This is a genomic window from Rhizobium freirei PRF 81, assembly GCF_000359745.1.
GTDB classification, from domain to species: Bacteria; Pseudomonadota; Alphaproteobacteria; order Rhizobiales; family Rhizobiaceae; genus Rhizobium; species Rhizobium freirei.
The window spans coordinates 97,896-111,810 of record NZ_AQHN01000010.1 but is presented as its reverse complement, the minus strand read 5'-3'; the positions used below and the strand labels follow the sequence as shown (position 1 = coordinate 111,810).

The 13,915-nt window shown below is 61.4% G+C and carries 8 protein-coding genes; 6 read left to right on the top strand and 2 right to left on the bottom strand.

Annotated features, from left to right (window positions below; all coding sequences use genetic code 11):
• The first annotated feature begins 22 nt into the window (after window positions 1–22).
• The 5 genes from RHSP_RS03450 to RHSP_RS03430 all read left to right on the top strand — a co-directional run bounded on the left by RHSP_RS03450 (window position 23) and on the right by RHSP_RS03430 (window position 5,292).
• Window positions 23–784, top strand: a complete 762-nt coding sequence (locus RHSP_RS03450; RefSeq protein ID WP_004109042.1) for a sugar phosphate isomerase/epimerase family protein — start codon at window positions 23–25, stop codon at window positions 782–784.
• 11 nt (window positions 785–795) lie between these two features.
• The gene (locus RHSP_RS03445) at window positions 796–1,929 is read left to right on the top strand and encodes a Gfo/Idh/MocA family protein (RefSeq protein ID WP_004109040.1); all 1,134 of its coding nucleotides are present in this window, start codon (window positions 796–798) and stop codon (window positions 1,927–1,929) included.
• Window positions 1,930–2,098: 169 nt separating this feature from the next.
• Window positions 2,099–3,130: an L-glyceraldehyde 3-phosphate reductase gene (gene mgrA / locus RHSP_RS03440; protein WP_004109038.1), complete on the top strand. Its 1,032-nt coding sequence runs from the start codon at window positions 2,099–2,101 to the stop codon at window positions 3,128–3,130.
• 81 nt (window positions 3,131–3,211) lie between these two features.
• Window positions 3,212–4,822 (top strand): glycoside hydrolase family 43 protein, encoded by a 1,611-nt coding sequence (locus RHSP_RS03435; protein ID WP_037149396.1) that lies wholly within the window; start codon window positions 3,212–3,214, stop codon window positions 4,820–4,822.
• A 143-nt stretch (window positions 4,823–4,965) separates the two neighbouring features.
• On the top strand, window positions 4,966–5,292 hold the full coding sequence (locus RHSP_RS03430) for an RcnB family protein (RefSeq protein ID WP_004109034.1): 327 nt from the start codon (window positions 4,966–4,968) through the stop codon (window positions 5,290–5,292).
• A gap of 97 nt (window positions 5,293–5,389) precedes the next feature.
• On the opposite strand, the gene tnpA is transcribed toward RHSP_RS03430, so the two are convergent.
• Together tnpA and RHSP_RS03420 are read right to left on the bottom strand one after the other, a co-directional pair.
• Window positions 5,390–5,824 carry an IS200/IS605 family transposase gene (gene tnpA / locus RHSP_RS03425; protein WP_004109033.1) on the bottom strand — a complete coding sequence of 145 codons (435 nt, stop codon included), beginning with the start codon at window positions 5,822–5,824 and terminating at the stop codon, window positions 5,390–5,392.
• A gap of 229 nt (window positions 5,825–6,053) precedes the next feature.
• Window positions 6,054–13,043, bottom strand: coding sequence for an apolipoprotein A-IV repeat region-like domain-containing protein (locus tag RHSP_RS03420; RefSeq protein ID WP_037149392.1), 6,990 nt, complete (start codon window positions 13,041–13,043; stop codon window positions 6,054–6,056).
• Window positions 13,044–13,537: 494 nt separating this feature from the next.
• Between RHSP_RS03420 and RHSP_RS03415 the strand changes: the two genes are divergently transcribed.
• Complete coding sequence (locus tag RHSP_RS03415) at window positions 13,538–13,900, top strand: Hpt domain-containing protein (RefSeq protein ID WP_004109030.1); 363 nt, start codon at window positions 13,538–13,540, stop codon at window positions 13,898–13,900.
• The last annotated feature ends 15 nt before the right edge of the window (window positions 13,901–13,915 follow it).

The following is a 13,915-nucleotide window of genomic DNA, read 5'->3' as shown; positions in this document are numbered from 1 at the left end:
GAAGGCCATTGGAGGACTATCGATGACGAAACTTGGATTTCAGCTTTATAGCGCCCGCAATTTCCAGCCCTATTCGGAGATCTTCGTCAAGCTCGGCAAGGCCGGCTATGCCGAAGTGGAAGGCTTTGGCGGCATCTATGCCGATCTCGACGAGACGGGCCTCAAGACCCTGCGCGCCGAACTCGACAAGAACGGCCTGCGGATGGCAAGCGGCCATTTCAGCCCGGATTTCCTCGACGGCGAAGTGCAGAAGTCGCTGACCATTGCCAAGACACTCGGCATGGATTCGATCTATGCGCCGCATATCGCTGCCGATCAGCGTCCGACCGACGCCGCCGGCTGGCGCGCTTTCGGCAAGCGCCTGCATGAAATGAGCAAGCCCTACAAGGATGCGGGCTTCGAGTTCGGCTGGCACAACCACGACTTCGAATTCGTCAAGCAGGCCGACGGTTCGCTGCCGATCGAGCAGATCTTCGAAGCCGCTCCGGATATTTCCTGGGAAGCCGATATCGCCTGGGTCATCCGCGGCGGCGGCGACCCCTTTGGCGTGATCGAAGCACTCGGTCCGCGCATCACCGCCGTTCACGTCAAGGACATCGCGCCAGCTGGCGAGAACAAGAACGAAGATGGCTGGGCCGATGTCGGTCACGGCACGGTTCCGTGGGCAAAGCTGCTCAAGGCGCTCGCCGGCACCAAGGCCAAGCACTTCGTGGTCGAACATGACAATCCGAGCGACGTCGATCGCCTGATCGCGCGCTCCATCGCATCCTTCAAGAGCTTTTGAGGCATTTCTACATGGCTAAGGAACTTGGCGTCGGCATCATCGGATGCGGCAACATCTCAACAACCTATTTCTCGCTCGCACCGCTCTTTAAGGGCCTGAAGGTGCTGGCCTGCGCAGATATCAACATGGATGCGGCGCGTGCGCGCGCCGAGGAATACAAGGTCAAGGCCCAGACCATCGACGAACTGCTCGCCAATGACGAGCTTGACGTCATCGTCAATCTGACGATCCCGGATGCGCATTTCCCGGTCTCCAAGCGCATCCTCGAAGCCGGCAAGCACGTCTACTCCGAAAAGCCGCTCGTGCTGACGCTGGAGCAGGGCGAAGAACTGCGCCGCATCGCCAAGGAAAAGGGGCTGGCCGTCGGCTGCGCTCCGGACACCTTCCTCGGCGGCGCCCACCAGCTCGCCCGTAAATTCATCGATGACGGCGGCATCGGCCGCGTCACCTCGGGTTCTTGCCACGTGATGAGCCCGGGCATGGAAATGTGGCATCCGAACCCGGACTTCTTCTTCCTGCCCGGCGGCGGCCCGATCCTCGATCTCGGCCCCTATTACGTGGCCAACCTGATCAACCTGATCGGTCCGGTGAAGCGCGTGGGTTCAATGACCTCCATGGCATCGCCGACCCGCACCATCACCAGCCAGCCGCGCAACGGCGAGATTATCCCGGTGAAGACGCCGACGACGATCCAGGCACTGTTGGAATTCGTCAGCGGCGCTCGGATCACGCTGACGGCGAGCTGGGATGTCTGGTCGCACCGCCATGCCAATATGGAGCTTTACGGCACCGAGGGCTCGCTTTACGTGCCCGACCCGAACTTCTTCGGCGGCACCGTCGAGGCAAGCGGCCGCGACAAGGACATCAAGCCGCTGGAAAACTGGGCGCATCCTTTCGGCATCGTCAATCAGGAAAGCCCGAACGGCTCGCGCGCCAACTATCGCACGGCTGGCCTTGCCGACATGGCGGCGTCGCTGATCGACGGGCGCGATGCGCGTTGCTCGCTCGACCGTACCCTGCACGGCGTCGACGTCATGACCTCGATCCTGAAGTCCGGCGAGGAAGGCCGCTTCATCGACCTGGCGACGACCTGCACGCAGCCGGCAGCACTCGGCATCGAAGAGGCGCAGGCGCTCTTGAAGTAAGCGCAGGAAAAACTGGAGCATTTCCGCTTTTCTTCGAATTGCGAAAACGCAACATCTTCTTGTTCTTACGCAGTTCCGGGCGGAAAACCGCTATACACTTTTCCTGGAATTGCTCTAGTTTGCGCGCGGGTAAACGACCCGCGCGTTTTTATCTCGAAGGAATTTCATCATGGCCTGGCAACCGGCATCCGATCGCTATTCGAAAATGAAGTACAACAGGACCGGCCGTTCCGGTCTGAAGCTGCCGGCCGTCTCGCTTGGGCTTTGGCACAATTTCGGCGGCGACACGCCGCATGACCGCAAGATCGACATGTGCCGCACGGCCTTCGATCTCGGTATCACTCATTTCGATCTCGCCAACAATTACGGCCCGCCTCCCGGCAGCGCCGAGACCGCGTTCGGCGAGATCCTGCGCACCGAATTCGCCGGTCTGCGCGATGAGCTCATCATCTCTTCCAAGGCAGGCTACGACATGTGGCCGGGTCCTTATGGCGAATGGGGCAGCCGCAAGTATCTGATCGCGTCGTGCGACCAGAGCCTGAAGCGCATGGGCCTCGACTATGTCGATATCTTCTATTCGCACCGCTTCGATCCCGACACCCCGCTTGAGGAAACCTGCGGCGCGCTCGATCATATCGTCCGTTCGGGCAGGGCGCTTTATGTCGGCATTTCCTCCTACAACTCGCAGCGTACGCGCGAGGCGGCCGCCATCCTCAAGGATCTCGGCACGCCCTGCCTGATCCATCAGCCGAGCTATTCCATGCTCAATCGCTGGGTCGAGGATGACGGTCTGGTGGATACGCTCGAAGATCTCGGCATCGGCTCCATCGTCTTCTCGCCGCTGGCGCAGGGCATGCTGACGACGAAGTATCTGGGCGGTATTCCGGAGGATAGTCGTGCAGCCCAGAACCACTTCCTGAAGCGCGATTTTATCCGCCCGTCGATCATCGACAATATCCGCAAGCTCAACGAGATTGCCGAGAAGCGCGGCCAGACGCTGGCACAGATGGCGATTGCCTGGGTTCTGCGCGGTGGCCGCATCACCTCGGCCCTGATCGGCGCCAGCCGCTCGTCGCAGATCGTAGACTGCGTCAAGGCGCTCGATAATCTCGACTTCACGGCTGAAGAGCTGAAGCAGATCGACGTCTACGCCAAGGAGGCTGACGTCAATCTCTGGGCCAAGTCGGCCGAGCGGGACTGATTATCTGAAGCGCCCGGAACCAGTTTCCGGGCGTTTTTGCTCATGCTGGCGCTCATCGTGGTCTCTGGAGGAGGGAGCTTCATGATCCGCAATCCAATCTTGCCGGGGTTCAATCCCGATCCGTCCATCTGCCGTGTCGGCGAGGACTACTATATCGCCACCTCGACATTCGAATGGTATCCGGGCGTGCAGATCCATCATTCCCGCGATCTGGTGAACTGGACTTTGGTCAGGCGACCGCTGGAGCGAGCGTCTCAGCTCGACCTGCGCGGCGAGCCGGACAGCTGCGGCATCTGGGCGCCTTGCCTCTCCTATGCCGAGGGACTGTTTTGGCTCGTCTACACCGACGTCAAGCGTTATGACGGCAACTTCAAGGATGCGCATAATTACATCGTGACATCGCCGACCATGGAGGGCGAATGGTCCGAGCGGATTTACGTGAATTCCTCGGGTTTCGATCCCTCGCTCTTCCATGACGATGACGGACGCAAATGGTTCGTCAACATGCAATGGAACCACCGCACGGAGAGCTACGGCGGCTCGCCGAAGACGCCGGCTTTCGATGGTATCCTGCTGCAGGAATGGGATCCGGCGACGAAATCCTTGAAGGGATCGATCAGAAACATTTTCGCCGGCACCGATCTGGGGCTGGTCGAGGGGCCGCATCTCTTCAAGCGTAACGGCTGGTACTATCTGACGACGGCCGAAGGCGGCACCGGCTATGACCATGCCGTGACCATGGCCCGCTCCCGCGACATCGCCGGTCCTTACGAATTACACCCAAACAAATATCTGATCACGTCGAAGGATCATCCGGAAGCGGCGTTGCAGCGTGCCGGTCATGGCCAGTATGTCGAGACGCATGACGGCCAGTTCTATCATACGCATCTGTGCGGGCGGCCGCTGCCACCACACCGCCGCTGCACGCTTGGCCGGGAGACGGCTCTGCAGAAATGCGTCTGGAAGGAGGATGGCTGGCTCTATTTGGAAGACGGCACCAGCGTCCCAGATGTGCATGTCCCCGGTCTGAACGGTGCCCAGCGCATCGAGAAACCGCGCCGCAGTGGCTACAATTTCGATGAGCGCGAACTGCCGTTGGATTTCCAGTGGCCGCGCACGCCGCAGCCGGAATGCATCTTCAGCCTGACGGCGCGTCCCGGTCATTTGCGGCTTTTCGCCCGCGAAAGCATCGGCTCCTGGTTTGAGCAAGCGCTTGTCGCCCGCCGGCAGGAACATCACAGTTTCCGCGCCGAAACCGTCGTCGAATTCGCGCCCGATACCTATCACCAGGTTGCCGGCCTGACGCATTACTACAATCGCTTCAAGCTGCATGCCATCGCGGTGACATTGCATGAGAAGCTCGGCCGCTGCGTCACGATCATGACATGTGCCGGAGATTATCCGAATGGCCGCCTGAGCTTTCCGGTCGGGGGCGGCGTCGCAGTGCCGGAGGGGCGGATCCAGCTCGCCATGGAAGTGCGCGACAACGATCTGCAGTTCTTCTGGCAGGCGGAAGGGATGGGCGCGTGGCAAGCCATCGGACCTATGCTCGATGCCGGCGTCATCTCGGACGAAGGCGGCCGTGGCGAGCATGGATCCTTCACCGGCGCTTTCACGGGCATGTTTGCCTTCGATACGTCGGGCCAGGCAAAAATGGCGGATTTCGACTGGTTCAATTACGATGAATTGTAAGGCTGCCAATGGCTTGCGGCGATGCAGGCACAAGGCCGAACCATCGGATCGTGTTCATTACGGAATTGTAATTCAACTGTGAGATTCGTTTCAGGCCTGTGACGATAAGAACGTGTGCAGATTCTGAAATGAGGAAACAACCAATGAGAAAAATCTTCACCGTCCTTCTTGCGGCCTCCATCCTGGCGCCGCCGCTTGCTGCGGCAGCGCAGGTCAAGCCCGCGCCGGCCGGCAGGCAGGTCGTCGTCCAGAAAGACGTGGTGAAGAAGAAGGTCGTTATCCGCAAGGGCGGCTGGGTGAAGGGGCGCCGTCTGTCGCCTTCCGACCGGCATCGCGCGGCGGAGATCGACTATCGCGCTTTCCAGCTGTCCGCGCCTCCGCGCGGCTATCATTGGGTTCGCATCAAAAACAACTTCCTGCTCGTCGGCATTACCAGCGGTCTGATCTCGAAGGTGCATGAAGCCCGGTAGTTCGGGCGCAATCATCGTCAGATAAAGTCATGACCTCCACCAGAGGTGGAGGTTTGAAACGCTGCGCTTGAACCGCTAGAAGCGGTTTTGCTATAAGTTAGTAGCTAGGATTAAAGAGGTCGGCAAAGTCGGAAGCTTTGTCGGCCTTTTCTTGATTACGGATATAACGTCTGACGACCTGCTCATCGTAGCCAGTCGTCGACACGAAGTATCCACGCGCCCAAAAGTGATAGCCCTTGTAGCGCCGCTTGCGGGCATATTTGTTGGCGACGTAAAGCGCCGTCTTCCCCTTCAAAAAGCCGACAATATGCGCAACCGAGTATTTCGGCGGGATCGAGATCAACATATGCACATGGTCGGGCATCAAATGACCCTCTTCGATCTGGCAGCCTTTTTGCTGTGCCAGCCGACGTAAGAGTTCTCCCAACTCACGCCGTACGTCCCCGTAGAGTCTTTTCGTGCGGTATTTGCTGCCAAAAACAACGTGATACTTGCAGTCCCACGTCGCATGCGAGAGCGTTTGCTCATCCATAGAACCTCCTTGTTCGAAGTCTGGGCCACGCCAGCAGTTCAAGCAGGAGGTCTCTCAACTACCGTGTAGAACTCGTCCAGTCCTCCACCGTAGGTGGAGGTTTATCTTGCTCGCAAGCAAGGGCGGCCCTCGGGACCGCCCTTTTCCATGCTGTCAGATATGGAGAACGCCCTGAATCAAAATCCCCGGCATTCGGCCGGGGATTTCAGCATTTCGTCTTTTCTCAATCTCAGTTCAGGCGGCCTGCCGCATGCGCCAGCATGGTATAGACCTTGCCGGTGTCCGAGGTGAGATAGGATTGCGTGACGGTGCGGTCGCGATCGGTGCGGGCAACGTCGGCAAGCAGCTTTTCGAAATCGGCGATGTAGCGATCGACCGCAGTGCGGAATTCCGGTTCGCGATCATACTTGCGCTTGATCTCGTCGAAGGTCTGCTGACCCTTCAGCGTGTAAAGCCGGCGGGTAAAGACATCGCGCTCGCCGCGCTGGTAACGGCGCCACAGATCCACCGAAGCGTCGTGATCGATCGCGCGGGCGATATCGACCGACAGCGAATTCAGCGACTCGACGACGTGACGCGGGTTGCGCGCCACGGGGGCGGATGCCGGTTCTGGCTGAGCACGCGGTGCTGTCTGACGAGCAGGCGGCAGGTCGGCACTCTCATCCCGTGAGGCGCCGCGCAGCAGGTCGCTGATCCAGCCACCGCCGGCCACCGTTTCCTGGCGGGCCGGAGAGGGCGTTTCGGCCGGGCGCGGCGGCTGAGCCACGGAACGTTCGGCGGAGATGGAGCCGCGCAGGCCGAGGGATTCGATCGAAGGCTGTTGTGGTTGTGGTGCCGGTTGCCGGACGATCTGCTGGGGGGCCGGCTGCGGCTGCGGAGCCGGTTGCTGCGGCCTCGGAGCGGGAGCCGCTGCAGTCGGGGCAGGTGCCGCCGGCTGCGGACGCGGGGCGGGCTGTGTGTCGGCAAGAGCGCGAGCTGCCGGCTCGGAAATCTCCAGCTGCTGGGTCGAGCGGCCGACGATCTGCGAGATGTCCTGCAAGGCCTTGATCTGCTCGGCCACTGCGCGACGCATGGCGGCCGCACTTTCCTTGGCTTCTTCCGGAAGGTCGAACGCGCCGCGCTTCAGCTCGCTGCGGGTCATATCGAGTTCCTTGCGGATATCGCCGGCCGAGCGACGGATCTCGTCGGTAGCACCGGCGAAGCGGCCGATGGCTTCATCGACGGCGACGCGCAGAGTTTCGCGCAGTTGTTCGGCGGCACCGTCAGAGGTCTTGCCGGCTTCAGCAAACATCCGCTCGACGTCCGACAGCGAAGCCGTCAGGCCGCCGCGCAGGCGGTTGGTGAGATCGGTCGAGCGGCGCTCGGCATTGGCGAAGGTGTTTTCCATCGCCTGGCTTGCCTCCTCGCCCGCCTTCTGGAGCGAGCCACGCATGCTTTCGGCAGCATCCTCGGCGCGCTTTTCGGCGTCGGAGAGGACACGACCGATATCTGCGAAGGAGGACTGAACGCTCTGGCGCAGATTGCCGGTGACCTGATTGGAACGCTGTTCGGCGCGATCGAAAGCGGTTTCTACCATCGAGCCGAGGGCACGCATGGTGTTCTCGATCTCTTCCGAGCGCTGAACGAGGCCGACGGCCAGGTTCTGCAACGCCGTCTCGCGTTCTTCCAGCGTCGACACGAGGTTCGACTGGGCAGCGCCCAGAAGCTGGGAGGCCTGCGACAGCACCTTGGAGTGATCGTCGAAACGACCGACGATGCTTCCGACCTGCGACAGGGTCTGGCCGGTGATTTCCGAAAGCTTGTCGACCTTGCCTTCGAGAAGACGGCTGGAGGCCGAAACCATCTCCCCGGCCTTTGTGGCCGAGTCGGCGAAGCGTGCAGAGGTGGCGCTGAGGCGATCGTCGACGCTTGCGAATTCGGTAGCGGCATTGTTCAGCAGGCCCGCGATCGCGGAGTTGTTTTCCGCCAGCCGAGCGATGATACCGTTGACGCTTGCCAGCAGGTTGTTTTCGAGCGCGCTGACGGTGCTGACAGCATGTTCGGTGCGCGATGCTATGGCGTTGATCAGGGCAGCGTTCTCTGCGCGCAGGCGCTCGGTGCTTTCCTGGGCTGCCGCCGAGATGAGGGCGGCGGCTTCCTGACCGGTTGCCGCATAGCGGTCGACGATCGGGCGGGCCTTTTCGTCGATCAGGCGCGACAATTCGGTCGAGCGGCCGGCCAACATGGAGTTCAGCTCGCGGGTCCGCTCGTCCAGCGAGGAGCGGATGGACGCGCCGCGCGCTTCCAGCGCCTTGTCGACATCGGTCAGCGTGGCGTCGATTTCGCGGGCGCGGTCTTCCAGCGACGTGCGGATGGCCGTGCTGCGCTCGTCAAGGGCACGCTCGACCTGTGACATGGTGGAAGCGATCTGCTCGCTGCCGCCGGCGAGCGTGTTGCGGATGGCCGCACCACGGGCTTCCAGAGACTGCTCGGCTGAGGAGAGGGTCTGAGAGATCGTATTGATCTGGTTGCTGACAAGGCCTTCCGCCTCGGCGACCTTGTTGACGATCGCGTTGCCGGCCTCCGAGAAGGTCTGCGCAACGGCGGCAGCCTGGCTCGCCAGACGGTTCTGCGTTTCAGAGACACGGTTGACCAGATCGTCGGAGCGTTCGGTCATGGCGCGTGTGAAGGCATCGCTGTGGCCGCCGAGGTTGTCGGCAAACTGCTGACCGGTGCGAGCCAGAAGGTCGGCCGTGCGGGTCGCCTCGCTGTCCATGCCCTGGGCGGCATCGGCGACTGCGGTGCGCAGCGTGGTGGCGAGATTGGCGGCCTTGCCTTCGATGGTGCGGTTGACGGCATCGAGACCGAGGTTGAGGGCGCGATCCATGGTCGATAGACGTTCATCGATGCGAGCGGCAGCTTCATTGCCGCTGACGTCGATCTTGGCGGAGCCGGTTGCCAGGGTATCGGACAGACGATTTCCTGCCGCATCGACCTGAGCGGCGACACCGGCAACACCCTCATGGATACGGTTTTCGAGAGCCGCCAGGCTAGCCTCGACGCGAGAACCGGTTTCGGCAAAGCGGCTGTGCATGCCGTCGATCGATTGATTGAGGTTGGAAGAGAAGTTCTCGGCGGAGTGGGCGATGTCGCCGGCGGCCTGCTGAATGCGGCCGGCAATGTCGCCGGCTCCGCTGGTCAGACGATCTTCCAACGTCCGTGCGCTGGCGTCGATGGTCTTGCGGAGCGAGGCCTCGCGGTCTTCGAGCGACATTTCCAGCATGCTGGCGCTGGTCGCGATGGACGTGCCGATGGCGGTCGTCTGCTCGAGCAGCGTGTTGTCGATCTGGGCATGTGCATCGCGAAGCGTCAGGCTGATGGCGTTGCTGCGATCCTCCAGCGTTGAACGCATACGCTCATAGGCCGAGGCGAGGTTCTGGTCCATTTCGGACAGGCCGGTGCCAAGCGCATTTTCGAGCTGCCGCGTCGTGCTGCCGAGGACGTTCTCCACGCGGTCGGCGCTGCTGTTGAGCAAGCCCGACAGGGATTCGGTATGGGCGGCAAGCGACCGGTCGAGGCGGTTCTGATTTTCGGTATAGGCGGCGCGAATGGCATCCGCCTTGTCGCCGAAGGCACCTGCCACACGGGACTCTGCGCCGGAGACGCTGTCGAGCAGGGCATTGGCGCGCGATTCCAGGGCGCTTTCGAAGCGGTTCTGGTTCTCGGCGAGAGAGATCGCAAAAGCCATGCTCTTGTCGTCGAGCGTATTGCTCAGCGCCTCATGGCCGTGCGTTACGGTGTGAGCGATGGCCTGGGCACCGGACGCGAGGGTTTCCTCGAGCTTTGCCTGGTTTTCCGAGAGCGCAATTGCCAGCGCCATCGTTCGATCGTCAAGGCTGTTGACGATCTTGTCGTGGGTGCCGGCCACCGTGTTGGAAAGCGCATCCAGGCGGCTGGAAAGAGTGTCTTCGAGACGCGACTGCGTGCTCGACAATGAAATGGCCAGCGCCATCGCCTTGTCGTCCAGGGCATCGGCAAGCGCAGAATGATTGTCGGTAAATGCGTTGGCGATGGCTTCTGCACGATTGGCAAGCGTTGCTTCGAGACGCGATTGGCCACCCGTCAGAACGTCGGAAAGTGCCCTGGTCTTGCCATCGAGCGTTTCGGCGACACGATCCGCGTGGCCGGAAACGGTGTCTTCGAGGCGTGCCTGGCTTTCGGAAAGAGCGATGGCGAGCGCCATCGTCCTGTCATCCAGCGTGTTGGCTACGCTTTCGGCATGACCGGAAACGGCGTTCTCCAGGCGAGCCTGGCTTTCGGAAAGGGCAAAGGCAAGTGCCCGCGTCTTGTCGTCCAACGTATTGGCAATGCCTTCCGCATGACCGGAAACGGCACTTTCCAGGCGGGCCTGGCTTTCGGAGAGGGCGATGGCAAGCGCCATCGTCTTGTCATCAAGCGTATTGGCAACGCTGTCGGCATGACCGGAGACAGTGCTTTCCAGACGCGCCTGGCTCTCGGAAAGAGCGACGGCCAGCGCCATGGTTCGGTCGTCCAGTGCATTCGCCAGGGCGGCGTGATTGCCGGCAAATGCCTTGATGATCTCTTCGGCGCGGGTGGAGAGCGTTTCCTCCAGGCGGCTTTGTCCGCTGGTCAGCGCTGCGGCCAGTGTGCCGGTTTTGCTGTCGAACGTGTCGGCGACGCGCTCGGCATGGCCGGCGACGGTCTCTTCCAGACGAGCCTGGCTTTCGGAAAGGGCAATGGCAAGCGCCATCGTCCTGTCGTCGAGCGCGTTGCTGACGCTTTCGGCGTGGCCGGAGACAGTGCTTTCGAGACGGGACTGCCCCTCGGCAAAAGCGCGAGCGATGGCCCTGGTCTTTTCATCCATGGTGCCTGCAACCTGCTCGGCATGACCGGAGACGGTATCTTCGAGGCGCGACTGGCTTTCCGAGAGGGCGATGGCAAGCGCCATCGTCTTGTCGTCGAGCGTGTCGGCGAGCTTGCCGTGCGTATCGGCAAGGGCGCCGGTGATGGCGTCGGCGCGGCTTGCCAGCGTGTTTTCAAGGCGAAGCTGGTTTTCGGCAAGCGAGATCGCCAGCATCGAGGTGCGCTCGTCCAGGGCGGCGGTCAGATGTTCGCGAGAGCTGCTGACGGCGCTGACGATGCCTTCGGAACGCTCGGCCAGCGTCTGTTCGAAACGCGACTGATTGTCGGCCAATGCGCCGAACAGGGCGCTGCTGCGCGAGGCCATGACGGCGTCGATGCGCTCATGGGCAGAGCCCAGCGCCTGCGTGATCTCGCTGGTGCGCGACGAGAGCGTGTTGTTGATCTCCGTGGCGCGGCCGGTGAAGGCCGTGGTGAGCTCTTCCGTGCCGCTCTGCAGGGCAGCTGTAACATCCCGTGTCACGCCCTGCACGGCATTGGTGAAGGTGCTCGCATGGGTCGACAGCGCGGAATGCAATTCGCCCGTACCCGAGGTGAGGGCAGACGAAATTCCGCTGGTCGCATTGTGAAGCGCGGAGGTGATCTCATCGGCCTTGGAGCCGATGGCACTTTCCAGCACTTCCTGGCCGGTTGCCAGAGCGGTTGCGAGCGCGAAGGACTGGTCCGTGAGAGAGGACCCGAGGCGTTCGATGCTGGAGGTCAGAATGCCTTCGAGTGCATCCGAGTTGCTACCCAGGGATTGATTGATCCGGGCGAGGCTTTCCGAAAGCTTGCTGTCGAGTGTGCCGGCGCGCTTGTCGAAGGCGGAGGTGAAGTCCGAGACACGCTCGTCGAAGGTGGTCGAAAGCTGCGCAATCGTCGACTGGAAGCGCTCCTCGAAGAAGCCGGAACGAAGATCGATGTCCATGATGGCGTCATCGGCCGTCGATTGCAGGCTCTGGCGGAAGCTCGCGCCCTTTTCGTCAAGCGACGAATTGAGCTTTGCAAGCACATTATCCAGCGTACCGGTGATGGACCGCTCGCCGCCGGAGAGGCTCTCGCTGATTTCCCTGGTGCGGGCGACCAGCGTTTCGTTGAGCTGGCGGGCGCGGTCGTTGAGCGCGTTGTTCAGCTTTTCGGTGTTCGCATCGAGCGTCGAAGCGCGGGTTTCGAACTGGCCGAGGAGTTCCTTACCGCGCTGGCTCAGCGCCGAGGAGAGGGCATCCATGCGGGAGTCGAATTCATGGCCGAGGGCAAGGCCCGAAGCATTCAGGTTCTGCAGGAGGCTGTCGGTCTTGGCGGAGAGCAGGGTTCCAAGCGCCTGGACGGCGGAATCCGATTTCTCCATCAGCGCTGCGGCGCGCGTGTCGATCATCGAGGCGAAGGCTTCGCCCGAGGTGGACAGACGCACGGCGATCTCTTCGGTCGCAAGCGACAGGTCTTCCTTGATCTGGTCATGCACGCCCGAGATCGAGGAACGGATACGTTCGGCGTGATTGACGATCGCATCGCGCTCGGCGCCGAGTTCGTGCACGAGGCCACGGACGCGCAGTTCGTTGTCGGCATAGCTGCGCTCGAGTGCGTTGACCTCGGTATGGACGAGGGTTTCCAGCTCGGTAGCGCGCGCGATGGTGCGCTCGATGCCCTCGTTCATCGCGGACACTTCGCGACGCACGGCCTGGCCGACCGTCATGATACGTTCCGACGCGACGGTTTCGGGCTCGACGAGGCGCAGGGCCACCTCTGCCATCGAGCGGGCGGCGTTGCGCATGTCGTGCGCACGCGAAATCATCATGCCGAAGGCATAAAACAGGAGTACCGGAACGACGATGCCGACGATGCAGGCAATGACGCCGGGAAGGGCGGCCAGATCGGCGACCGAACGGATGCCGCGGATCTGCTCGCCATAAAGAAGGAAGGCGAGGCCGACGCCGCCGATGATCCAGAACAGCGAGAAGATCGTCGCGTTGCGAACCGCATGGCTCTGGGAGCCGCCATCCAGCGCTTTCAGGATGCTGGCAGGGCTCGCCCGGTTACCGTCGTTGGCGGCGGCAAGGTTCGCACTTCTCGGAGCCTCGGCGGCGCGGGACGCGGCAGCAGCAGAGGCTGCGTTGCGCGCGGTGCCGGCATTGCGGGCTTCATCGTCCTTGGTCTGCCTAATTGGCTGTTTCGGCGGTTCAGACACTTTTCGCTCCGGGACATCAGGCGTAGGACCGCTGCGAGACTCCAAGTTCTCGTCACTGAAATCGATCTGCAAAGCTTCGTCCAATGCCTGAAAGGCCTTGTCCTCGACCGACTCGATGTACTTTTTGTTCGCCATGCGGTTACGCCTCGTTACAACTCACTCGGGCTTGCCGTGTCGTTTCCGGTAATTCCGCCGTGTCCGGAAAAGACGAACCCTGCCTCCCGTGGGGGCCTCCGCCTCCGGCCGATGCCGAGTTTGGATTTCCCATTACATTTCAGAGTGGATAACTGCTTTTTCAAACGGATGTTATGAAAACATTACCATCATCCACTTCTTGGGCAAAGGCATGTGCCATCTACCCAATTTACCAGTATCGTAGTGACACATTCCCCCTGTCATGACAATTAATTCCACCTTAAAGGCAGTGGATCATTAAGGTGTCATTAACTCTCTTTGTCTGTGCAACGCCATGAAAACCCAAGATTTTGAGCATGTTTAACGCACGTTAACCATGTCTGGAGTTTTTGCGCCCTCAATGTGCCAAAATTTAACTCGATGGCCATTCCCCGGCCGCAAGTATAGGGCGGGTCGCTAAAACAGTCATAGATAATCGACGGGAGCGTTGGCACATGGCAGCATTGAATATCGCATTTGAATCTCCGGATAATTCGCGCGGGCCGAGCCCGACACGGGCAATCGATCTCGTTCATCTCGCGAAACAGACGATGGGCGACAAGGCTCTCGAGGTCGAGGTGTTGCAGATGTTTGCCCGGCAAGCCCGCTCCTGCCTGCAGGAAATCGGCAGCGGCGATGCCAAGCGCATCCAGGCGGCGTCCCATAAGCTGACGGGTGCAGCGAGCGCCATCGGCGCCTTCCGTGTCGCCGATGCGGCGGCGGCGCTCGAAACGAATACGGGCGATGCCGCGCAGATGGCTGCGGTCACCGCATGCGTCATCGAGGCAGAGAACTTCATTCTCAAACTTTCGCGCTGAATCGGCAGATCCGGC

Coding starts and splice junctions, on each gene's coding strand:
- RHSP_RS03450 (WP_004109042.1), top strand. CDS start 23: ATGACGAAACTTGGATTTCAGCTTTATAGCGCCCGCAATTTCCAGCCC.
- RHSP_RS03445 (WP_004109040.1), top strand. CDS start 796: ATGGCTAAGGAACTTGGCGTCGGCATCATCGGATGCGGCAACATCTCA.
- mgrA (WP_004109038.1), top strand. CDS start 2,099: ATGGCCTGGCAACCGGCATCCGATCGCTATTCGAAAATGAAGTACAAC.
- RHSP_RS03435 (WP_037149396.1), top strand. CDS start 3,212: ATGATCCGCAATCCAATCTTGCCGGGGTTCAATCCCGATCCGTCCATC.
- RHSP_RS03430 (WP_004109034.1), top strand. CDS start 4,966: ATGAGAAAAATCTTCACCGTCCTTCTTGCGGCCTCCATCCTGGCGCCG.
- tnpA (WP_004109033.1), bottom strand. CDS start 5,824: ATGGATGAGCAAACGCTCTCGCATGCGACGTGGGACTGCAAGTATCAC.
- RHSP_RS03420 (WP_037149392.1), bottom strand. CDS start 13,043: ATGGCGAACAAAAAGTACATCGAGTCGGTCGAGGACAAGGCCTTTCAG.
- RHSP_RS03415 (WP_004109030.1), top strand. CDS start 13,538: ATGGCAGCATTGAATATCGCATTTGAATCTCCGGATAATTCGCGCGGG.